18 protein-coding genes and 1 other RNA gene are annotated in these 22803 nt (G+C 36.8%); 16 read left to right on the top strand and 3 right to left on the bottom strand.

From position 1 onward, the window contains the following. Positions 1-52 precede the first annotated feature (52 nt). Positions 53-595: a hypothetical protein gene (locus tag ACFX4L_RS00825; protein ID WP_377380801.1), complete on the bottom strand. Its 543-nt coding sequence runs from the start codon at positions 593-595 to the stop codon at positions 53-55. 173 nt (positions 596-768) lie between these two features. Between ACFX4L_RS00825 and secG the strand changes: the two genes are divergently transcribed. From secG to ACFX4L_RS00760, 13 genes are all read left to right on the top strand, one after another. Continuing rightward, positions 769-1002 (top strand): preprotein translocase subunit SecG, encoded by a 234-nt coding sequence (gene secG / locus ACFX4L_RS00820; protein WP_061465545.1) that lies wholly within the window; start codon positions 769-771, stop codon positions 1000-1002. Positions 1003-1134: 132 nt separating this feature from the next. Continuing rightward, entirely contained in the window at positions 1135-1881 is a 747-nt protein-coding gene (locus ACFX4L_RS00815) for an alpha/beta hydrolase (RefSeq protein WP_377403581.1), read from the top strand. 33 nt (positions 1882-1914) lie between these two features. Next, positions 1915-4284 carry a ribonuclease R gene (gene rnr / locus ACFX4L_RS00810; RefSeq protein WP_061465543.1) on the top strand — a complete coding sequence of 790 codons (2370 nt, stop codon included), beginning with the start codon at positions 1915-1917 and terminating at the stop codon, positions 4282-4284. Between the two features lie 68 nt (positions 4285-4352). Further along, complete coding sequence (gene smpB / locus ACFX4L_RS00805; protein WP_057912049.1) at positions 4353-4820, top strand: SsrA-binding protein SmpB; 468 nt, start codon at positions 4353-4355, stop codon at positions 4818-4820. A gap of 123 nt (positions 4821-4943) precedes the next feature. Beyond that, positions 4944-5305, top strand: a transfer-messenger RNA (tmRNA) gene (gene ssrA / locus ACFX4L_RS00800). 240 nt (positions 5306-5545) lie between these two features. Next, positions 5546-6751 carry a hypothetical protein gene (locus tag ACFX4L_RS00795; RefSeq protein ID WP_377403580.1) on the top strand — a complete coding sequence of 402 codons (1206 nt, stop codon included), beginning with the start codon at positions 5546-5548 and terminating at the stop codon, positions 6749-6751. A gap of 15 nt (positions 6752-6766) precedes the next feature. Continuing rightward, positions 6767-7324 carry a hypothetical protein gene (locus ACFX4L_RS00790; protein WP_377403577.1) on the top strand — a complete coding sequence of 186 codons (558 nt, stop codon included), beginning with the start codon at positions 6767-6769 and terminating at the stop codon, positions 7322-7324. Between the two features lie 13 nt (positions 7325-7337). Then, positions 7338-8357, top strand: coding sequence for a hypothetical protein (locus ACFX4L_RS00785; protein ID WP_377403574.1), 1020 nt, complete (start codon positions 7338-7340; stop codon positions 8355-8357). A gap of 119 nt (positions 8358-8476) precedes the next feature. After that, entirely contained in the window at positions 8477-9781 is a 1305-nt protein-coding gene (locus tag ACFX4L_RS00780) for a TniQ family protein (RefSeq protein WP_377403571.1), read from the top strand. A 7-nt stretch (positions 9782-9788) separates the two neighbouring features. Next, entirely contained in the window at positions 9789-12431 is a 2643-nt protein-coding gene (locus ACFX4L_RS00775; protein WP_377403568.1) for a Mu transposase C-terminal domain-containing protein, read from the top strand. A gap of 17 nt (positions 12432-12448) precedes the next feature. Continuing rightward, positions 12449-13555 (top strand): TniB family NTP-binding protein, encoded by a 1107-nt coding sequence (locus ACFX4L_RS00770; protein WP_377403565.1) that lies wholly within the window; start codon positions 12449-12451, stop codon positions 13553-13555. After that, positions 13556-15085, top strand: a complete 1530-nt coding sequence (locus tag ACFX4L_RS00765; protein ID WP_377403562.1) for a TniQ family protein — start codon at positions 13556-13558, stop codon at positions 15083-15085. A gap of 344 nt (positions 15086-15429) precedes the next feature. Beyond that, positions 15430-16404: a nuclease-related domain-containing protein gene (locus ACFX4L_RS00760; protein WP_377403559.1), complete on the top strand. Its 975-nt coding sequence runs from the start codon at positions 15430-15432 to the stop codon at positions 16402-16404. 131 nt (positions 16405-16535) lie between these two features. Here the strand turns inward: ACFX4L_RS00760 and ACFX4L_RS00755 are convergent, their stop codons facing one another. Both ACFX4L_RS00755 and fdhF read right to left on the bottom strand, forming a co-directional pair. Then, entirely contained in the window at positions 16536-17012 is a 477-nt protein-coding gene (locus ACFX4L_RS00755) for a helical membrane plugin domain-containing protein (protein WP_377403556.1), read from the bottom strand. A gap of 18 nt (positions 17013-17030) precedes the next feature. Beyond that, complete coding sequence (fdhF, locus tag ACFX4L_RS00750) at positions 17031-19970, bottom strand: formate dehydrogenase subunit alpha (protein WP_377380791.1); 2940 nt, start codon at positions 19968-19970, stop codon at positions 17031-17033. 334 nt (positions 19971-20304) lie between these two features. On the opposite strand from fdhF, the gene ACFX4L_RS00745 reads away from it, so the two are divergent. The 3 genes from ACFX4L_RS00745 to ACFX4L_RS00735 all read left to right on the top strand — a co-directional run bounded on the left by ACFX4L_RS00745 (position 20305) and on the right by ACFX4L_RS00735 (position 22684). Beyond that, the gene (locus ACFX4L_RS00745) at positions 20305-20667 is read left to right on the top strand and encodes a Na-translocating system protein MpsC family protein (RefSeq protein WP_096339376.1); all 363 of its coding nucleotides are present in this window, start codon (positions 20305-20307) and stop codon (positions 20665-20667) included. 55 nt (positions 20668-20722) lie between these two features. Further along, positions 20723-21520 carry a formate dehydrogenase accessory sulfurtransferase FdhD gene (gene fdhD / locus ACFX4L_RS00740; RefSeq protein WP_377403553.1) on the top strand — a complete coding sequence of 266 codons (798 nt, stop codon included), beginning with the start codon at positions 20723-20725 and terminating at the stop codon, positions 21518-21520. 291 nt (positions 21521-21811) lie between these two features. Further along, on the top strand, positions 21812-22684 hold the full coding sequence (locus ACFX4L_RS00735; RefSeq protein WP_377403550.1) for a LysR family transcriptional regulator: 873 nt from the start codon (positions 21812-21814) through the stop codon (positions 22682-22684). Positions 22685-22803: the final 119 nt, after the last annotated feature.

Below are 22803 nucleotides of genomic sequence, written 5' to 3'. Positions count from 1 at the left end.
AAAGGCCCCTTGCTTTTAATATAAGATTTCCAATAGAAATAGTTTTGAAAGATTATCGTGATAAGTAATCCCTTGTTAATTCACTTTGATATTTATCAAGAAATAAGCCAATCCAGACCACCATCAACAAAAAAGGATAATCATTACGGATTGCGGTTTGCACGACGGGATCAGACCAAAAGTGCGAAAGGAAACCAGATGACATCCTGATTGTCTCGAATGTGACAAGGCCGTGCAGCGATAACCAAAGGATCGTAAGGGTATTGGTCCCAAACCCGATCAATGCTGCTATGATGCTCAGCAAGACGGCTGCTGCCCCGATCAGGAGGACATGGAAGCTTGATTGGAAAAAGTCGATACTGCTATTGGAAAGTCCATTATAAATAATAGCAGTAAAATAAACGGTTGTCGTGATATATGCAGCAAATAATAAGTATCGATTTCCGTGATACTTTGCCAGCAGCAATAGAAGCGGTGATAGGATGATTAATAGGACACTTATAAGATTGCTTCCGCCTGTCCATAAAGAATAACCGGCAAACGCCGAGAATAGGATGGTCAGGAGATCAAGAATCCGAAGTATGGACTTAAACATGGTGACACCTCTTTCTCTTTATGCAAATTATCTCAAACTTTGTTTCAAAAAGAAAATAAACGACCATGGATTTAGGAATTCTTACCATTATAGTATAACAAAGATTGTGGATATTTAGTGGGTGTGGTAAAGTTAAAGTAATTGTTTATTGGTTCTTCAGGAGGTGTAATTGCATGCATGCATTTCTCATAACGCTTTTAGTGATTGTCAGTATCGCCCTCATTGTGACGGTATTGCTTCAATCAGGTAAAAGTGCAGGTTTATCAGGTGCGATTGCCGGCGGTGCCGAGCAGCTATTCGGAAAGCAAAAGGCACGCGGTTTGGACCTAGTTTTACATCGGGCAACGGTAGTATTGGCCATTTTATTCTTTGCTTTAACTTTACTTGTTGCATTCTTTGATGTGTAATGGATCAAAAATGAGTCTAGCTAAATAGCTAGGCTTTTTTCTTTGCACAATAGTCGCATGAATAGATATAGTGATTTTAGTACTTAATTATAGGATAGGGAATTCTATTTACCGATAAAGGAGTTTAAAATCATGAAAATCAAGCTGCAGCAGCCCTTTACTTTTAAAGGCGGAAAAAGAGCTGTTTTACTTTTACATGGATTTACGGGGAATTCCGCAGATGTGCGGATACTTGGCCGTTACTTGGAGAAACAGGGATACACCTGCCATGCCCCGCATTATAAAGGACATGGCGTTCCGCCAGAGGAGTTAGTGAAAACGGGGCCAACAGATTGGTGGAAAGATGTCATGATGGCCTACGATTTTCTTAAAAGCGAAGGCCATGAAGAAATTGCTGTTGCCGGACTCTCATTAGGAGGCGTATTTTCTCTGAAATTAGGTTACACTGTACCTATAAAGGGTATCGTAACAATGTGTGCGCCTATGTATATCAAAAGTGAAGAAATGATGTATAAAGGAGTATTGGAGTACGCTAGAGAATTTAAGAAGTACGAAGGGAAAACTCAAGAGCAAATAGAGCTTGAAATGGACCTTCTTGCCGATAAGCCCATGAATACATTGAAAGCCCTTCAGGAATTGATAACGGATGTACGAGAGCACGTCGACCTTATTTACGCGCCGACATTTGTCGTGCAGGGCCGGCATGATGATGTTATCAATCCCAAAAGTGCCGATATTATTATTGATGCCATTGAATCACCTGTCAAACAAATCAAGTGGTATGAAGAATCCGGTCATGTCATAACTCTTGATAAAGAACGAAACCAATTGCATGAAGATGTATTTGAATTTTTAGAAAGTCTGGATTGGTCCGAATAACAAAATTATCATACCCTGAATAGGAGGGTTTTCATGGAAGATAACATTCAAGAACATATTAATAAGCTGCTGACGTACATGACGGATGAAGCATATAAGCCGTTAACCGTACAAGAACTGGAAGAGGCTTTGAAAATCGAAGACTCGGCAGATTTCAAGAATTTCGTTAAGGCTTTAGTTAAGATGGAAGAAAAGGGATTGGTGGTCAGAACGAGAAGCAATCGTTACGGCCTGCCGCAAAAAATGAATTTGTTCCGCGGTAAATTAACGGGCCATGCAAAGGGATTCGCTTTTGTGACACCTGAAGATAACCCAGGTATGGATGATATTTTCATTCCGCCAAATGAAACGGGTACAGCGATGCATGGAGATGTCGTCATGGTACGAGTATCTTCGGAAACATCCGGCTCAAGACAAGAAGGCACGGTCATCAGAATACTTGAACGCGGCATTACACAAGTGGTCGGTACATACTCGGAAAGTAAAAGTTTTGGTTTCGTCATCCCTGATGATAAAAAGATTGCAAACGATATCTTCATTCCACAGCATGCTTCCCATGGAGCGGTAGAGGGACATAAGGTTGTCGTCAAGCTGACTTCTTATCCTGAAGGACGTGTAAGTGCAGAAGGCGAAGTCATTGAAATTCTTGGGCATAAGAATGACCCTGGTGTAGATATTCTTTCAGTGATCCATAAATATGGTTTGCCGATGGAGTTCCCGGATGACGTCATGGAGCAAGCCAATGCCGTTTCGGATACCATTCAAGAAAGTGAAATTGGCAGTCGCAGGGATTTGCGGAATGATGTTTTGGTCACGATTGATGGAGCGGATGCCAAGGACCTGGATGATGCCGTCACTGTTTCTAAACTTGAAAATGGCAATTATAAGCTTGGTGTCCATATTGCTGATGTCAGCCATTATGTGACGGAAGGTTCGCCAATTGATAAGGAAGCCTTAGAAAGAGGGACGAGCGTTTATTTGGTTGATAGGGTCATCCCGATGATCCCGCATCGTTTATCGAATGGCATTTGTTCCTTGAACCCACAAGTCGACCGTTTTACACTTTCTTGTGAAATGGAAATCACACCAAATGGTGAAGTTGTCAACCATGAGATTTTCGAAAGTGTCATTAAGACGACTGAACGTATGACATATGGCAATGTGAACAAAATCCTTGTGGATAAGGATGAAGAACAACTCGAACGCTATGAAGCTTTGGTTCCGATGTTCCAGGACATGGAGAAGTTGGCGGCCATCCTTCGTAAAAATCGGATGAACCGCGGTGCAATCGACTTTGATTTCAATGAAGCGAGAGTTATCGTTGATGAAGAGGGACATCCGACTGATGTGGTTTTACGTGAAAGGTCGGTTGCGGAAAAGCTGATTGAAGAGTTCATGCTTGCGGCCAACGAAACCGTTGCTGAGCATTTCAACCGTCTTGACGTTCCGTTCATTTACCGTATTCATGAAGATCCCAAGCCGGAAAAACTGCAGCGTTTCTTTGAATTCATTACGAACTTCGGATATATTGTACGGGGGTCGGCCAATGACGTTCATCCTAAAGCGTTACAGGAAATCATTGAGGCGGTTGCAGGTAAACCGGAAGAAACGGTCATATCCACAGTCATGCTTCGTTCCATGCAACAAGCCAAATATGACCCCGAGAGCTTAGGTCACTTTGGTTTATCAGCTGAGTTTTATACACATTTCACATCACCGATTCGCCGTTACCCGGATTTGATCGTGCACAGGTTGATCAGGACCTACTTGGTGGAAGGTAAACTCGATGAAGCTACGAAGGAGAAATGGAATGCCATTTTACCTGAAATTGCCGATCATACATCGAAACGTGAACGTCGCTCAGTCGATGCTGAACGGGAAACGGATGATTTGAAGAAAGCAGAATATATGCTTGATAAAATCGGCGAAGAATATACCGGTATCATTGGTTCGGTTACGAATTTCGGGATGTTCGTCGAGTTGCCGAACACCATTGAAGGACTTGTCCATGTCAGCTTTATGACGGATGATTATTACCGCTTCGATGAGCGTCAGCTTGCAATGATCGGGGAGCGTACCGGTAATGTGTTCCGGATTGGCGATGAGATCGACGTACGTGTTTCCAACGTCAATAAAGAGGAACGCGCCATCGATTTTGAAATTATCGGCATGAAGGTAAGCCGCCCGCGTCCATCTGGCGAGAAGAAAATATTCAAAGCCAATTCAGGTGAACGCAAACGGGGCCGCGGTGGCAATGGGGGACGTAACGAAGGTAAAGGCGGCGGCCGCGGAGGCAGCCGTAATGGAGATTCGCCTTCCTCTGAGAGAAAACCGAAAAAGAAGAAAAAGTTCTTTGAAAATGCGCCAGCTGCCAAGCGCAAGAGAAAACCAAAAAAGAGATAAAGATTGAGGCGGGGGGATGATCATTTCATCCTCTCGCCGCGATTGGATGTAAAAAAGGGGAGAGTTAGATGCCAAAAGGCTCAGGTAAACAACTAGCACAAAATAAAAAAGCTTATCATGATTTCTTTATTGAACAAACGTTTGAAGCAGGTATCGTTTTGAAAGGGACGGAAATCAAGGCAATCCGTGCGGCCCGAGTGAATTTGAAGGATGCCTTTGCTAAAATAGAAAATGGTGAAATCTATCTTCATAATATGCATGTCAGTCCATATGAGCAGGGAAACCAGTTTAACCATGACCCGTTGCGGACACGAAAGCTTCTTTTGCATAAGAAAGAAATCAGTAAACTGATCGGTGAAACAAAGGAAACAGGTTACACCATCGTCCCGTTGAAAATGTATTTAAAGAATGGCTTTGCCAAAGTTTTAATCGGACTTGGAAAAGGGAAGAAGCAATATGACAAGCGTGATGACCTGAAGAAGAAGGAAGCGAAACGCGATATTGAACGTGCTTTCCGTGATCGGCAGAAGATGTAGAACTGCCAAGACCTTACAATTGCTTTTTTGAACCAATCTGTTATAATTAATCCTGTACCGATGACAATTGAATATCAGCCAACTTGCTGACTATTCTTCTCTCGTACGCTCCATTTCTATCATGGGGACGTTACGGATTCGACAGGGATAGTTCGAGCTTAAGTTGCGAGTCGAGGGGATCGGCCTCGTTAAAACGTCAACGCCTATAACTGGCAAACAAAACAACAACCTAGCTTTCGCTGCTTAATAACAGTCGATAGCTGTTCCTCCCTCCATGGCCCACGTGGTAGGGTAAGGGACTCACTCTAAGTGGGATACGCCGGAATCCACCGTCTGAGGATGAAGGAAGAGACCAATCAGACTAGCTGCTCTGCCGCCTGTCGATAGGCTAATGAGTTCGCGAAATGCGAATATATCGACTACACTCGTAGAAGCTTAAGTGCCGTTATGTCTGGACGTGGGTTCGACTCCCACCGTCTCCACCAATACATATATTGGTGGTTTTTTATTTGTCTTTGTAAGTTTAAGCATAAATTGTCCATAAGGACAGTTTATGCTTTATTTGTTATTTGGACATTTTATGGTTAAATCTATTTATAAAAATCCTCTGTATTGGTAAAAATAGTAAATTTACTGAATACTTCGGAAGAAATAAATACTACTATTGGTATTTATTTGATAAAATAGGTTATACAATAAGTGACTTATAACGGAGGCAATTTTTAATGGATATAAATCGTTTTACGAATTACTATAATAATAAAATGAAAAGTAATCTTACTAAGAAAAAGCGTTTACAGACTATTAGTGAGTATTTTCAAAAGACATTAAAGGAACAAGTTTCATTTGCAGATGAAACAGAGTGTTATAAATATATAGTTAAGTACGTAATATCTAAAGAGGATGAAGCTGAAGAAATTCTGAATGAGATTTATAACATGCTGGAATATTCTTATTCAACACAGAATCCTAATTATGTATATGACCTTAAAACAAATAAAGTTCATTCAGATTTCTTTAAGTTGATTGATACAACATTCAAAAAAACAATTAGTTATGGAGATTTTGAATATAAATTAACAGAAAAAATCAAATATGACAGGTTTAATGAAGTTATAGAATGCATTCTAGAATACAAGGAAATGGGGGATGATATAGCTAGTGGGGAACCGTATAGAAAGGATTCAGGTTTAATAATTATTACCTTTGATTTGAAAAATAAAAAGTTCATTTCATCAAAGTCTTCAAGTTACAAAAGTCATAACAATATTGTTGAGTTTTTGGGTTCAAAGGGGTTTTCAATTTCACCTATTTATATTTTAAAAAGAGCATTGACTATCAAGAATAGAAATCATACGGAGTTCTCGCCAACAACGTTGTTAATTATAAATTTACTGTATGAGAAAATTCCAGAGATGGGTTATGATATTACGTTAGATGCAATAAGTTTTACTAATTTAGATGCTAAAAATGTTCAAGGGATTAAAATGAAGGGTACAGATTTGTTACAGTCTATGGAAATTCTACAAAGAATACATGATGGTGATGAAGTACATAACCTTAAACTGTCCTTAGATAAGATAAGTAGGAATAATGAAAAACAAGAATACTTTAGTACAAATTTCACTATTGATCTTCAAGGGAAGATTGCTTTTATATTTGATGACGATGAAATTCGAGAAAGTAGAAGAAGAGAAATATGTATTAAATTACAAAGTAGCTTGTGGGATCTTATATATGATGAACAAACAATTGAAAGAGGAGAAAAAATTATTCATAAGGAATTACCAAAGCCAGAATCACTCCATTACACGGTGTCAGATATTAGAAAAAAAATGTTGGAAATAATAACTGATAAAAATGAAAAGATTGAAGTTGAAAAATACTTTATGGATAAATACCCAGCATCATTAATTTTTAATATAGATTAAAAAAGGAGAATTTTTATGTTCTTTTCCAATAGTACGATCATAGTACGAATTAATAATATAGATGTGGAAAAAAATCTTAAAAATTTTTCCTTTTTTGAAAATAACGGTTCGAGTAACTATTCTCGGAAATTTTACTCTATAAATTTTTATAATGATAAAAATGATATGGGAGAAATACATTACACTAATTCTTTTGAATATGGAAAGATGAATGTTATAAATTTCATTAGAAAATCTAACCTGTTTTTTCTATTTACATCAAGTGTGCAGCATACCAAATTTTTTAAAAAAATTATTACTACGATGGTAAAAGAAAAAAAAATTAGTTTTGATATCCTTAAAATCCCAATAACTGAGGAAATAATGGATTTTTCAGAGGTTAAGAATTTTTCTTTTATTCAAACGGATAGTGTATCTGGTATTATTGGGACTTTAATATTTAATAACGATCCATATTTAATAAAAATGTATAATAACGGTTTAATTACGTTTCCGTTCACAAATAATAAGGAGTTAATTGAAGTGATTATAAGTACTTCTTTACAAATTTTAAATGAATATGGACCAATTTGAAATATTTATTAAAATGAGAAAAAATATTTATTCTTTTTTTGAAAACATGTCAATAAACTCTGTAAACTTTTTGACTTGGACTTCTGCTATTATAGCCGCTTTATTGGCTCTAACTACAATTATTTTTAGCCAATTTAATGAAAGATTAATTCAAAAAATAAGCGATTTAACTAAGGAAATTGAAGTATATATATCTGATGTAAATCATGATCGTCAAATAATAAATCAAAAGATAAATGAAATTATTTATTTACTATCAAATCAAGCCGTTTATAAATTAACCTTATTCTTCTTTTTTTTGATATCGTACTTATCAGGTTTATTATGGACAGCTTCAGGAATTGGATATATTATTGACCAACCAGATGGAAGTTTGGGGGACATAATAATAATTAGTTTTTCAACTTTTGGTATTTCCACTGCTTTTTTTGTTTTACCAATTATTTTAATTAAATTTAATAAAAATTCAATTTTAAAAGTGGATAACAAGAGTAGATTAAAGTTTTCTGACATAATTAAATACTTTAATTCTATAACTAGAGTGTCTATCGAAAACATTATCAAAGAATATATACAGCCAACTATAAATATAAAATTAAGCTACTCAGGTGCCTGTGGAATTTCATTGAAACAAGAAATTCCTATTTCTAAGATTTCTTATATTTTAGAATTTGTTAGTGCGAATAATATAAAACAAATAATAAAGATAACTAATAATTCAGCTGAAAAATATAATGAATATATGATTAAACCTTTAAATAAAAACGAAAATAATTTTGAAGGGTTATTTGATTTAATCCGAGAAAGTACTCATCAATACTTATATGTGTATAAAATGGATAAAAAAGAATTAGTAGCTTCCTTTACAATGGATTTTTCAATTAACTCAGATAATGAGCTGGTTATAAAAATAAATAAAAAGTTTAAAACTACGCCAGATATTCAAATAATTGACATTCTTTCTTCGAATAAATGGATGCATATCTTTTCAGAAGAGAGACCAAATAAATATAAATTAGTCCAAAAAAAGTAACTAATAAACATCTCCTTTTAAACACCGTTCAAATTGAACGGTGTTTTCCTTTTAGAGTCAACTAAGTTTTAAATATATATTTTTAAGTCAAAACTAAAAGGAAAACAATACTGAAGGGTTTGGGGAATATCAAATTTTCAAACAGGACAAAATTATATGGCATTGATCCAAAAGGAAGAGGCTCCATATTTATTGAATCTTTAACCAGTTATTTAATAAGGTTGGCAGAGGTACATTTGATTAAGACTGTCGATTTAATAGCTTATGAGGTCGCACCAATATTAGAAAAAGACTATCTATTATACAGTTCAGATAGAGGTGGAAATCGCTTTTATGATGGTGCTCATTCTTTAAATGGCTTTGGTAATAACTCAATAAATATGATTAATTGCTTAAAAATTCTAACGGGGCAGGATAATTTGGAAGACACCACATTGAATAGGTATTCAGATATTATTGGGACTAGAAATTTATTGAAAAAAGAGATTGCATGGTGTCCTAGATGTTTGGAAAAGGGACTTTATTATCCCGTTATTTGGTGTATTGCGGCTTATACTACATGTACGATTCATAACATACCTTTGCAAGAAAATTGCAACAACTGTACAAAAAAAATTCCGCATTTACATAGGAAAAGTCGGGTTGGGATTTGCCCTTACTGTTGTGAAAAACATTTTGATTCCACTAAAAGCTATAAAAAGCCATTAGAGAAAAATACTTATATATCAAAGGACATAGAAAATTTTTTTTTATATGCCAGTAACTTGAGATTGAATGATAATGCTTTGCAACGAAACTTATTAGGGATAGTTGAAAATAAATTTAACGGAAAAATTGAGGATTTTTCCAGGTATCTAAAAATTGCTAAAACGACAATGTGGGAGTGGTGTAACGGTAAAGTGAATCCACCTTTTAATAAGGTTGTGCATATTGCTTATAAATTAGATGTTAGTTCTTTAGAACTCTATACTCAAGTTGATTTTAACAACCTAACTTATAAGTATGATAAAAATACAAATCAAAGAAAAATTATGAATAGAGAGAAGAAAAATTTTAGTAAAGAAAAAATCACTTTATTTTTTAAAGAAATAGAAGAAAACAAAGAAGTAGTAGTATCGATAAGAGATATCGCTAGGGAACAAAGCTGCAGTACTAAGTACCTTTATACTAATTTTTCTGATTATTGCAAAAGGATTTCGGCTAATAATAGGAGAATTATAAAGAATAAAGAAAAAGAACGCATGAACAATATTAGTTTACTTATAAAAGAGCAATTTATAAAAGAAACTGAAAATGGACAGATACCTACTAGAAAAAAAATTGAGCAAGAATTACAGATGCCATGTATTTTTATGAACAGAACCATTAAGGATTACTATTTCGAACTATGTTTAAATCATGGGTCTCTATTAGGGAAGGAATGAAGCCTAAATGATGACTGAAATAGAATTAGAAGATTGGTTTATTAAAAATGATATACCGATGCATACAAAAGAGTTAATAAATGAGATAAGGCTTTCAGAACCCTACAGAAAAGTACAAAGTGGCCGTGGAAATGTTTCAGGTACTTATCCAAGTAGGAAAATGGGTGTAACTATTCAATTTGAAAGTCATACTGTTGAATTACCTGCTATCTATGAAATGGAGTATAACTCATCGGTGATAGAATACTATGACCAACCAAAACCGGTTTATATGGAGTACTTATCGGAATCCGGAAGGAAAATTAGCGTAAATTCAACTCCTGATTTTTTTGTAATAAAAGAGGATGAAGCAGGTTGGGAAGAGTGGAAAACGGAAGAAGATTTATTGAAACTATCTTTAAAATCACCGAATAGGTTTATGAAAGATGAGGTTGGTAATTGGAGATGCCCGCCGGGGGAAAGGTTTGCAGAGAAGTTTGGATTGAGATACTTTCTTAGAAGTTCCAAAGAAACCAACTGGACCTTTCAGAGAAATATCAAATTAGTAGAAGAATATATAAAAAATTCATACTTAGAAGGATTGACAGAAGAAAAAATAAAAGCTGCTAAAGTAACTGTATCTCAGCATTTTGGTATCACCTTAAAGGAATTATTAGAGTGCAATAGCTTATTTAATACAGAAGATATATACATCATGATAGCAGAAGACATTTTATATGCCAATATCAGAAGGTATGCCTTAATTGAACATGATAAGGTGCAGATTTTTGCTGATAAAGATATGGCTGATATACATAATGAAGTTTTTTCTGAGGCTACATTGCAAATTTCCCATACTACCAGTAGGCCAACAGGGTTGACTCAAGGTAGTAAATTTTTATGGGATAATCAGAAATATACAATCCTTAATTTTGGAAGATCAAGTATTACTGCAGTTGATGAGAAAGATAGGCTAGTTACTCTTTCAGAGCAAAATTTGAGAGTTCTTCTCGAACAAAAGGTTATCAAGCTTATGAATATGGACAAATTAGCCATCGATAATAAGGAGAGCGAATATAAAAGGATAATTTTGGAAGGTGCTTCACGATTAGATATAGAAGAGGCGCATAAACGATATGAAATAATTAATAATGTTGATTGTAATAATCAAGGATATAGTACCAAGACAATAAGCCGGTGGAAAAAAGCTTATGAGGAAGCAAAAAAACTTTATGGTAATGGTTTTTTAGGTTTGATACCTAAAACGAAAAATCGGGGTAATCGAAAGGTCAAGATTGATACGAGGGTAGTGAAAGTGATTAGGGAGGTTATCTCTAAGTATTATCTTACAAAAAAACAAATTAACATGAAGGCTGCTTATGAACTTTTAGAAGATGAATGTAGAAAGCAAGAATTATCATGTCCTAGTTATGTTACTTTCATTAAGTATATTGATAAAGAATCGAGTTTTATAAAAGAGAAAGAAAGAAAAGGTAGAAGAGCTGCGTATCAGTTGCAACATTGGCACCTTGAGCAACATACTCCGAAACATGGTGATTTGCCATTTGAGATAGCTCACATTGATCATACTGAACTAGACATTGAATTGGTTTTTAGTAATGTAAATAAAAAATACACACATAGACCATATTTAACATTGTTAATTGATGCGTATTCTCGAGTAATTCTTGCACATTATCTTACATTTGATCCACCAAGTTCTCGGTCAAATATGATGGTGTTAAGAGAATGTGTAAGGAAATATAATCAGCTACCTCGAACTATAGTGGTTGATGGAGGGAAAGAATTTCATAGTATCTATTTTGATTCATTATGCGCTCAATTTGAGATAGTCAAAAAGACTAGGCCTCCTGCTCAACCAAGGTTTGGTTCTGTAATTGAGCGCTTGTTTGGAACAACAAATACAAAATTTATTCACAATCTTCAAGGAAACACACAGTTAACTAAAGAGGTTAGGAAAGTAACGAAGAGCGTAAATCCAAAAAATAATGCTATTTGGACATTACCAAGGTTAGACGAAATGTTCTATAAATGGATTGACTATTATCAATCACAGCCGCATTCAAGATTGGGGACAACGCCAAAGGAACAATTTGAGTATGGTATGCAGCTTGGTGGGAGTAGAGAGTTAAGTTTTATTAATTATGATGAAAGTTTTATATTGGCTACATTACCTCCGACTCCTAGCGGAAGAGGATTGATACAAATAGGCAAGGGTGTAGTATTTAATAATATAAACTATTGGCATAATGACCTTCGTGCATATGAGAGACAGAAGGTTGACCTGAAATATGATCCGTTTGATGTTGGTGTACTATATGCTTTTGTTAATAAAAGATGGATAAAATGTCTTTCGGATTTTCACTATTTATTAAAAGGAAAGTCACATAAAGAATTACAAGTGATAACTGAAGAAATAAGGTATAAGAACAAAAATAAAAAAAGAGTTACCATTAGAGATATAGTATCGTTTATGAATAGTATAGAAGAAAATGAAAAGGTTATAAAACAATCATTGAAGGATGAGGAAAATCAGAGAATTAAAAAAGATACTAAAGTTCAAGATGGAGATATTGAATCAAATACCTTGATACCAAATGAAATTGACATTAGTAGCCTTCCTAAATTCGTTATATATGAAGAATCATGATGTAGGTGGTGTTAAAATTGGCAAAAAATAAAGGGATACCCATAGAAAAAAAACTTGAATCATTCAGGAAAATCAGAATATTACATCCTAAGATGAATCAATTACTTAAGCAACTAAAAGCATTAATTGAACTACCGGGAGGTAATGAAATTATTATACTTATGGGTCCATCGGGTGTTGGTAAGTCAACATTAATTGAGGAACTTTGTAAGGAAATAATAAAGGCAAATATTGTTGAATTGGAAGAAAATAAATCAAAGTTACCCTTAGTTAAAGTTGAACTTGTTTCCCCGGATAGTGGTTTGTTTAATTGGAAAGATTTTTATATACGCATTTTAGAGGCGACAAACGAGCCTTTAATCCATAAAAAGATTTTGTATGAGACAAATGTAGAAAAGGAGGGGAGAAAAAAGGTATTTACAAATCACAATCCAAGAACAGCACCAGAGTTACGGAGATCTGTTGAGAATGCATTCTATTATAGAGAGCCGAAAGTATTAATTATTGATGAAGCACAACATTTTACTAAGATGGCCTCTGGAAAGAGATATACGGATCAATTGGATACTTTAAAATCATTATCTAATCTAACTAAAATACCTCAATTATTAGTAGGTACCTATGAATTAAAGGATTTCGTAAATCTAAATGGACAGCTTGCAAGAAGAACAATGGATATACAATTTCCAAGATATGATTGTAATATTAATGATGATTTTAGAAATTATATCGGTATTATACAAGGTCTTCTAGGGAAAATACCGATTAATGTATTATCAGAAGAAATAATTGGTCAACATGAATTTTTATATGAAAGAACATTAGGTTGTGTAGGTATATTAAAGGATTGGTTGGTTCGATCACTAAAAGTTGCTCTTGAGGAAGATAGCGATGAATTCACGATTGATCATATGCGGAGTACAGCCCTTTCAATAAATAAAATATCAAAGTTACTTGATGAAATTGAAATTGGTGAAGCCCTATTTATTGATAAGGAGGAAACTGTGAATTCAGTAAGAGGGAAATTAGGCTTATCAGTATCTTCATCACCAACTAAAAAGGATTCTAAAAAAAGAAGAGTAGGAATAAGAAATCCGACTCGGGATAAAGTTGGGAGAGATTGAATGGCCAATGAAAACAATTTAGATATATTAAATGAACTTAAAGAAAAAGAATCATACTCCGAAAGAAGCACTTTATATGGATTAGAACCAATAGGTAAAGGAACACCTTTTGTTGAGAGTATAAGTAGTTATATATGTAGGTTAGCTTATGAGCATAATGTTGATGTCACGACGTTACTCTTTCAATTAGTTATACCCTCACTACCGGAGTATTCAGTATTAAAAAATCGTCACTCTATAGTAAAGGCGCATCTTTTTTTAGGAATAGGCAAAACAGCAAATAATGTAGTTTCTGCTTTAGAGATTCTGACCCACCGAAATGATCTTATACAATTGACCTTCCTAAATTGGAAGCCAATTGTTAGAGTGGCATTAATAAATAATATGAAAAAGTGGTGTTCAGAGTGTTTTAATGAAATGAATGAACGGATGGAAGAATTTTATGAACCTCTTATCTGGCAATTAAAAGATATTAATTACTGTTTAAAGCACTTAGTTCCCCTTCAAAAAGCTTGTTTAAAATGCAAAAAAGAAATACCACATATAAGAACTAGGATGAAAATAGGTTATTGTCCATTTTGTAATTTGTTTTTAGGGAATAATGTTGATTTACAACATAGAAGATGGCTAAGGATTATTCCTAGAGATGAAGAAAAACTTCTTGCTGGTTACTCAGATTTATTAAAAAACAATAATCCCTCTGTTATACCAACTTTTCTATTTGTCAGAAATTTTTTTGTCAAAATAAAAGAAATTAATCCTTCCCTCTCATTAACTCACCTGTCTAGAGTTTTATCTATAAAGAAAGAAATGCTCAATGAATTTTTTATTGGGACAAAGAGACCCAATATGAGGTTTTGGACAGAAATAAGCAGATATTTAGAAATGCCGCTACACGAGTTATTAAAACCTGAGTTTGATAATAATGTCGTGAGATATTTAAAAGAGTTGGAATCGAATAATTTAAAAAGAAATTTTATTAGCGAGGATGAGAAACTGAAAATGAAAATGTGTATGATTAATCATTTAGAAGTAGGTGATTTATCAATTAACATGCATTCATTAGCAGTAGCACATAAATTTGACCAACGAAAAATGAGACAGCATTATCCTGATTTATATAATCAAATAATTCATAGGTACAGAGATTTTAAAGATCAGGAAAAAAAACAATACTATTTAAATTTAACATCTAAGATACGCTTAATCTTAGATGATCCTAACCAAGAACCAATAAGTTTAAAGAAGATGATGGGGAAATTCGGAACAACAGAACCTACAGGTAAAAAATATATGCCGGATTTATGCGAAGAGATTAAACATACATACAAAGAATTTCTTTACAAAAAGAATAAGGAAAATAAGAAAAATCAAGATGAAGAACTAAAAGAAATTATGTATAAATTACATAAACAAGGGCTATATCCAAATGAGTTAATCATCACGGACTACCATTCAAATAAATCCCTATTTAGAACTAAGTATTATAGAGAGAGTAGAAAAAGAACACTAAAGGACTTAGGATATTAATAATAGGAGACACTATATGGTTAATTTTTAATGTTTGAGACAGTTAATGGTTTATAATTTTGTGTTTAAAAAGATTATATTGTATAAAATTCTAGCATATTTTGGACAAGTTATGGTTAATTATCAGGACATATTATCTTTTAACTGACAGTCTTCTTTTTAGTTGTTTTTGTCGAAAAATCGATAAATCGTATAATTCGCAGATAAATCAGGAGTTTTCGCAGATATATCTCCATTTTCGAAGATATATTCCCGATTTCGCAGATAATTTGTACAATCGCTATCATTTAAAGGAATATTTCCTACTTCTATAGAATCCTTTGGGAGAAACCAAGATTGGAGTGATGAAATTGATTGTAAAAAAGCGAAAAGTTCCTCTTGCCATCCGCAAATTACGTGCATTAGCGTACAGGCTTCCTCCGAATCACCCTAAACTCCCTATAATAATGAACGATCTCAAAAAAAGGGAAGCGGGCCATAAAGGAGAATGTTCCATTGATTTTTCATTAGGCTTTCTTGAACCGAAAAGCTATTACATCTTCCACGATTTAAGGCTGCAGGATCAATCCCGATTTTTTCAACTTGATACCTTATTAATCTCCAAGAAATATGCGCTTATTATTGAAGTGAAGAACATTTCAGGGGCAATCTATTTTGATCCGCATTTCAACCAGCTCATTCGAACGATAGAAGGCAAAGAGACGGCATTTCCAGATCCCATCATACAAGTCAGCCGTCAAGAATCACAGTTAACCAATTGGTTCTTGAAAAATGGTTTTCCCTCACTTCCCATCCTTTCATTAATTGTCATCAGTAATCCCCAAACAATCATCCGTACAGCTCCTGGAAACCATAAACTCCACTATAAAGTTATCCATCGCGATGCACTTCCCGCTAAAATTGATCAAATGGACCATTCCATAACAGACTCCTGTTTTAGTGAAAAAGATTTGAAAAAAGCAGTTCGCGTAATGAATAAACACCATATCGATGCGGACTTTGCCATTCTGGAACGATACACCCTTACCGAAAAGGACCTTATAAAAGGAGTGATATGTGAGAGTTGCAAGGGCAATCAGGTATTTAGAAGGCATGGCATGTGGATTTGCCCTCAATGCCAATTATCCAGTAAAAAAGCACATATTCCGGCTTTACGAGATTATTTTTATCTAGTAGGCTCGACGATAACGAATCGGCAGTTGAGGGACTTTTTAAATATTTCCTCTTCATCCAGTGCAACACGGATTTTGCAATCATTGAATCTGACAAGCCGTGGTGCGAATAAGGGGAAGGTGTACAGCCTTTTTTTTGATGAGTGATATCTAGGTGATCAGGCCCTCAGGAGGCTAATTGTCTAAACTATACTTGATTTTGCATTATTCATATCGTAAAACATGATAAAAAAAGACTCAAAAGAAGCATGAACTTCTCTTAAGTCTTTGTTCCGATCTTATTCCTTCAATTCCTTGCCCATTCCCTTTAGGAAGTGGACGCCAAAACCAATTGCCCGGTTTATGTCTGGATCATTCAACGTTTTCATTAAATCTATCACGCCGATTTTCTTTTCGGTCTGAAGGAATTTGTTTCCTTCATCAATTCCTGAAAGTGTACTGTTCAGCAGTTTCGTGGATTGTGCGGCATCGGCGTTCATCAAGGCTCCTGTTGCCCCCATAAGGGTATTGATCAGGTTAGTGACAGGTTGCCTTGTGATTTGTTGAAGAGCGATTTTCGCAATTTGTTCTTTTCCTTGAAGCATGGAAGTCGCAGCTTCGAATACGCCCGAGTCATTCAGTTCATTGACAATTTTAAACATATTGATTAACGCATCTTCATTATCGGTGATCAGCGTTTTCAGTTCTTCTAATTTTTGTAGCTTTTTTTCTTCCTCAGTAATGGGATTATGGATTTCCGTAATTGGAGCTGCCATGATCATCGCCCTCCTTGTTTATTTATCCGTTAAGTGAACATAGCCTGGACGGGCCCACTTACGTTCAACCTCGACACCATTTTGAGGGTGACGTTTTTTATTTCGCGGATTGGTGCCCGGTAATGGGATGTCTCCGCTTGCATTTAATACTTCCATGCGGACCATCGTTTGTTTGTAAGCGGGTGTGCTTGTGCGTTGATCATAGATAGGACCAGTCAGGAAGTTAATGGCTGAATCTTTATCGACTGAGTTCATCGGTAAAAATAGCTCATTATTTTTTACTCGGTCTGTGATCAGGACTTTTAATTTAACGGCCCCGAATGGTGACACTAAGCGAACGAGTCCGCCATCACTGACTTTACGTTCTTTTGCAAGTTCTGGTGAAACCTCAACGAAAATATCAGGTACCTTTGATTGGATTCCATTGGATTTGTTCGTCATATTTCCTTCATGGAAATGCTCCAGGATGCGTCCATTATTGATATGAAGGTCATATTCTGCTGGGAATTTATGAGGTTCTACCCAGTCAGCCAGTGCAAAGCGTGCTTTCTTATCAGGGAAGTTGAAGCCATCCACATAAAGAAGCGGCGTGTTTGATCCATCATGGCTTCCCCATAGGAAGCTGTTCCAGCCTTCCAGCACATCGTAATTCGCTTGGCTGAATATCGGTGACAGGCTGGCCATTTCATCATAGATTTCACTAGGATGGGTGTAGTTCCAATTCGCTCCTAAGCGGTTGGCGATCTCTTGAGTGATCTCCCAGTCCGCTTTAGAATCTCCCATAGTGGGAAGGGCTTTATATAAACGCTGTACACGGCGCTCTGTATTGGTGAACGTTCCGTCTTTTTCAAGAGATGGAGCTCCGGGTAATACCACGTCAGCATATTGGGCTGTCCTTGAAAGGAAAATATCCTGGACAACAAAGAAATCCAACCCGGATAACACTTTATCAACATGGTTTGCATCCGCATCGACAAGTGCCATATCTTCACCTACAAGATACATGGCCTTCATATCGCCTTTTTCTATCGCTTTAAGCATTTCAATATTGTTCATGCCTGGTTTGCCATCAATTTTCACTCCATAAGCTTTTTCGAATTTAGCACGTGCCACGTCATCGGTAACATGCTGATATCCTGGAAGCCATGTTGGAAGAGTGCCCATATCGCAAGCGCCCTGTACATTGTTATGGCCGCGAAGCGGATAAGCTCCCGCTCCTGGGCGACGGTAGTTGCCTGTAGCTAATAGCAGGTTGGAAATTGCAGCCGAAGTGTCGGAAGCACCAGTGTTTTGTGTAACACCCATTCCCCAGAGAATGCATGTTCCGTCTGCATCGCGAATTGTCTCGGCTATTTGGATCAATGTTTCTTTTAAAATACCTGTGTGTGTTTCTGCGTATTCCAGGGTATATTTTTCAAGTACTTCTTTATAATCGTCGAAGAAGTTAACATTTTCATTGATGAATTCTTGATCATGCCAGCCTTGATCGATCATATATTTTGTAACCGCCATCAACCAAACCTGGTCTGTTCCTTGTTTTGGACTGATATGGATGTCGGAACGCTCGGCCATTTCATTTTTGCGGATGTCAGCTACGATCAGTTTTTGTCCGTGAAGCTTGTGTGCCCGTTTAACGCGTGTCGCCAGTACGGGATGGCCTTCTGCCGGGTTAGCCCCAACGATGATGACAAGACCTGCTGCGGCGATATCTTTAATCGTACCAGCATCACCGCCCATGCCGACTGTACGGAACAGTCCGTCAGTTGCTGGGGATTGACAGTAACGAGAGCAATTGTCGACATTGTTCGTTTCGAACATTTGCCGTGCCAGTTTTTGAATGACATAGTTTTCTTCATTCGTGATCTTGGATGAGGAAATGAAGCCTACAGAATTTTCGCCGTATTGCTGTTTGATCGAACCCAGTCTGGATGCAACCAAATCAAGTGCTTCATCCCAGCTTGATTCAACGAATCTTCCGTTTTTCCGAATCAGGGGCTTTGTCAAACGTTCTTCCGAGTTTACGAAGTCCCAGCCGAATTTCCCTTTGACACATGTGGATATCGCATTGACGGGTGCTTCATGAGTAGGTTGGACTTTAAGGATTTTACGGCCTTTTGTCCAGACTTCGAAAGTGCATCCTACCCCACAGAACGTACAGACTGTTTTTGTCTTCTTCGTCCGTGTATCACGCATTGCCGCTTCAATCTCCGAAATGGCAAAAATCCCGCTGTATCCAGGTTCCACTTCTTTGACAAGGTCAATCATTGGTTCAAGCATATCGCTTTTTAAACCAGACATGAAACCCGCCTCACCCAGCATCGATTTTTCCATTAATGCATTACATGGACAAATGGTTACACACTGTCCGCAACCTACACAAGATGAGTTATTGATTTCCGTTCCTTCATCCCAAATTACCCGAGGGCGTTCTGCTTCCCAGTCGATGGAGAGCGTCTCATTGACCTGAAGGTTTTGGCAAACTTCGACACATTGCCCGCATGCGATGCATTGATTGGCATCATAACGGTAAAATGGATGGGACATATCGACGGCACCCAATTCCACTTTCGGTGTGTAAGGATATTTTTGGTGTTCAATTTCCATTAATTCTGCTGTGTTATGTAGTTTGCAATTTCCGTTATTATTATCACATACAGTACAGTATAAAGAATGGTTTTCCAGGATCCGGTCCATGGCCTCGGTTTGGGCTTCTTTTGCCTTGCTTGAGTCCAAGGCTATATCCATGCCTCTCATTGCTTTTGTCGAACATGATCTGACGAGTTTCCCATTGACCTCGACGATGCATGTGTCGCATGTTTGGATCGGAGCCACTTCGGGAACATAACAAATCTGTGGATGAGCTATCTCATTTTGATTGATGACCTCCAGTATTGTCGTTCCTTCATTAGCGGTATAATCCTTCCCATTGATTTTGATGGAAATGTTTGAATCGCTCATTATATTTCCCCCTTTTATAGCCAAAAAGACGCAAAAAACCACCATGATTACACCTTCGGCTCTAAAACAGTGGTGTAGGTCATGGTGGAATAGTTTAATAGCAAAGCTTGCCAATATACCAATCCATACCATATTGGATAATTTTAAAAAAGATAGGGACACAACAGTACACTATTATGCTCCCAACTTTCATCATTGATATTATACCTTTAATTATAAAAAGAAACAATCCTGGAAGGAGGGTATCATTCCCAAATTCCTTTCGTTTTTCTTCGCGTTGATTTATGATAAGAAAATTGAGAACTTAATTTTCTTAAATTGGAGTGACGTAACGGTGTCAAAAGTTATCCATGAATTCAATGATATGATTCGTAAGCTGCGCAAGGAACTATTCGGTAAAGGACCAGAACGGATACACACGGTTTTCGTGGAAAATATGGCCGTTTCTACGTTATATGGGAATTTGACTCCTACGGAAATGTTCATATCAAGATCGGAGGAAGGAAGGGACATGGTCCATTCAGCACGAACCAAAATGGTTCAGGATGTGTATTCGGAGAGTCCTCCAGATGGAATGGAAGAACTGGTTGGAGCTAAACTGGTCCATTTGTTTTCAGACATCAAAATTAAAGAGAACATAGCGATTTCCGTATTCGTATTTGATAAGCATATAGCGGACAAACTCAACGGGCATTGACCATGTTCCTTACATATTGGTCAATTGGCTCCTGGATAGTAAAAGGAGTGGGAACATGAAGGCGATTGAAAGCAAGAGGGACATCATCCGGATAACCAAAGGCAAAATCGAGCGGACGGAAGATACGATCGTAACGGAGCATCCCGTTACTGTCAAAATAAATGGCCAGGAATTCGTCACGATGGTTTGTACACCTGAATACATCGAGGATATGGTGATTGGTTATTTGGCTTCGGAAGGCATCATCAAAAAATATGATGAGATAAAAGAAATCTGGGTCCAGGAAAAAGAAGGCTTTGTTCATGTGAAGACAGATAAAGTGAATCCCTACTTCCAGGAATTTCAAAATAAGCGGTATATTACATCATGCTGCGGAATGAGCAGACAAGGTTTCGTCTTTGTGAATGATGCATTGACTGCCAAGAAAATGGATGATGTTTCGGTGAGGCTGACTCCTGATGACTGCTTCCGTTTGATGAAGGATTTACAAAATTCTGCTGTCACCTTCCAGAATACAGGCGGGGTCCACAATGCTGCTTTGTGCGATGTCGATGGCCTCGTATTAAGCAGGATGGACATCGGACGGCATAATGCCTTGGACAAAATATATGGCCATTGCTTGAAAAATGGTATTTCGATGGGAGGGAAGGCTATCGTGTTCAGCGGCCGGATATCATCGGAAATTCTCTTGAAGGTGGCGAAAATCGGCTGTGAACTGATACTCTCGAAGTCCGCTCCAACTGAATTGGCTTTGGAGTTGGCTGAAGGGTTGGGACTCACGACGGTCGGGTTCATTCGTAATGATTCATTGAATATCTATACATGCCCTGAAAGAATTCAATTGAATGACTGAGCATCTTCCGCTTGAAAGATGCTTACGGGAAAGTCCTTGCCGGCATGGCTTGGGCTTTTTTTGTCTTTGATAAAGGCTCTTTTCGTAAAGATTGTTGTTTTTAAAACGAAACTATTTAAGGTTGATTGGAGCGGAAAGCGAGCATCTGGAGGGGAAATCAACCACAACTCACTACCTGGTAAATAGCAACAAAGTATGTGAAAACAGCCTTGTTAAATGATATCTCCAAAAGGCCATTTATGGTACATTTTTAATAAAACATTCAAGGAAAAGCGTATCGGAGGAAGGGTTATGAACGAAAGGGATTGGCATATTTTAAAGGTGTTGCATGAACATAGGAATATTACTAAAACGGCGCAAAGTTTATATATCTCGCAACCTTCTTTAACGAAACGGATTCAACAAATAGAGAAGGAATTCAATCTGAAGATTGTGGAGCGGGGAACTAGGGGAGTGCAGTTCACCCCTCAAGGTGAATATTTGGCCATCTGTGCAGATGAGATGCTGATCAGGCTCCGGCAGATAAAAGAGACAGCATTCAATATGGGTCAGGAGATCAGTGGAACATTACGGCTGGGTGTTTCCAACTATATTACGCTGCATAAATTGCCTGGCCTGTTGAGATTATTTCGTGAACGATATCCTAAAGTGGATTTCCATGTGACTACTGGTTGGAGTAAAGAAGTACTGAATCTCATTTACAAGGAAGAAGTGCATGTCGGGATTGTACGGGGGGACTATCAATGGTCAGGATCAAGGCATCATCTTTTTGAGGAAACGATTTGTATTGCTTCTAAGGAAAAAATCGAAGTTCGGGACCTGCCCCTATTGCCGAGGATCGATTATAGGACCGATGCCCTTTTAAAAACAATGATCGAAAATTGGTGGAGGGACAATTTTTCAGGACCTCCTTTGGTGGGTATGGAAGTGGATAAAGGGGATACATGCAAAGAAATGGTCAGGAATGGACTGGGATATGGGATCCTTCCTAGTGTTTTATTGGAGAAAGACCAAAGCCTCCATCAAATGGACCTTAAGGATAAGCAAGGAAATCCACTTATCAGGAATACATGGATGTTATATCATGAAAAGTCGCTGGAATTAAAACTGGTCAAAGCGTTTGTCGAATTTGTCAAAGATGTCGATTTCATGAGTGATATTTAAATAGAAGCGCAGAAACCTCTGTGCTTTTTTGCCATTCCGTTTTTGAATGGTTAACGATAATTTATTGGTATTTTAATTATGGCTTTCCCGGCATTATGATAGATGGGAGATGTAAATCA

The sequence above is a fragment of the Peribacillus sp. YIM B13482 genome, assembly GCF_042787975.1.
Lineage (GTDB): Bacteria > Bacillota > Bacilli > Bacillales > DSM-1321 > Peribacillus > Peribacillus simplex_A.
This window is presented reverse-complemented; position numbering and strand designations above follow the sequence as displayed.

What these genes read in the sequence shown, in the direction of transcription:
- ACFX4L_RS00825 (WP_377380801.1), bottom strand. Translation starts at nt 595, where the DNA reads ATGTTTAAGTCCATACTTCGGATTCTTGATCTCCTGACCATCCTATTC.
- secG (WP_061465545.1), top strand. Translation starts at nt 769, where the DNA reads ATGCATGCATTTCTCATAACGCTTTTAGTGATTGTCAGTATCGCCCTC.
- ACFX4L_RS00815 (WP_377403581.1), top strand. Translation starts at nt 1,135, where the DNA reads ATGAAAATCAAGCTGCAGCAGCCCTTTACTTTTAAAGGCGGAAAAAGA.
- rnr (WP_061465543.1), top strand. Translation starts at nt 1,915, where the DNA reads ATGGAAGATAACATTCAAGAACATATTAATAAGCTGCTGACGTACATG.
- smpB (WP_057912049.1), top strand. Translation starts at nt 4,353, where the DNA reads ATGCCAAAAGGCTCAGGTAAACAACTAGCACAAAATAAAAAAGCTTAT.
- ACFX4L_RS00795 (WP_377403580.1), top strand. Translation starts at nt 5,546, where the DNA reads ATGGATATAAATCGTTTTACGAATTACTATAATAATAAAATGAAAAGT.
- ACFX4L_RS00790 (WP_377403577.1), top strand. Translation starts at nt 6,767, where the DNA reads ATGTTCTTTTCCAATAGTACGATCATAGTACGAATTAATAATATAGAT.
- ACFX4L_RS00785 (WP_377403574.1), top strand. Translation starts at nt 7,338, where the DNA reads ATGAGAAAAAATATTTATTCTTTTTTTGAAAACATGTCAATAAACTCT.
- ACFX4L_RS00775 (WP_377403568.1), top strand. Translation starts at nt 9,789, where the DNA reads ATGATGACTGAAATAGAATTAGAAGATTGGTTTATTAAAAATGATATA.
- ACFX4L_RS00765 (WP_377403562.1), top strand. Translation starts at nt 13,556, where the DNA reads ATGGCCAATGAAAACAATTTAGATATATTAAATGAACTTAAAGAAAAA.
- ACFX4L_RS00760 (WP_377403559.1), top strand. Translation starts at nt 15,430, where the DNA reads ATGAAATTGATTGTAAAAAAGCGAAAAGTTCCTCTTGCCATCCGCAAA.
- ACFX4L_RS00755 (WP_377403556.1), bottom strand. Translation starts at nt 17,012, where the DNA reads ATGGCAGCTCCAATTACGGAAATCCATAATCCCATTACTGAGGAAGAA.
- fdhF (WP_377380791.1), bottom strand. Translation starts at nt 19,970, where the DNA reads ATGAGCGATTCAAACATTTCCATCAAAATCAATGGGAAGGATTATACC.
- fdhD (WP_377403553.1), top strand. Translation starts at nt 20,723, where the DNA reads ATGAAGGCGATTGAAAGCAAGAGGGACATCATCCGGATAACCAAAGGC.
- ACFX4L_RS00735 (WP_377403550.1), top strand. Translation starts at nt 21,812, where the DNA reads ATGAACGAAAGGGATTGGCATATTTTAAAGGTGTTGCATGAACATAGG.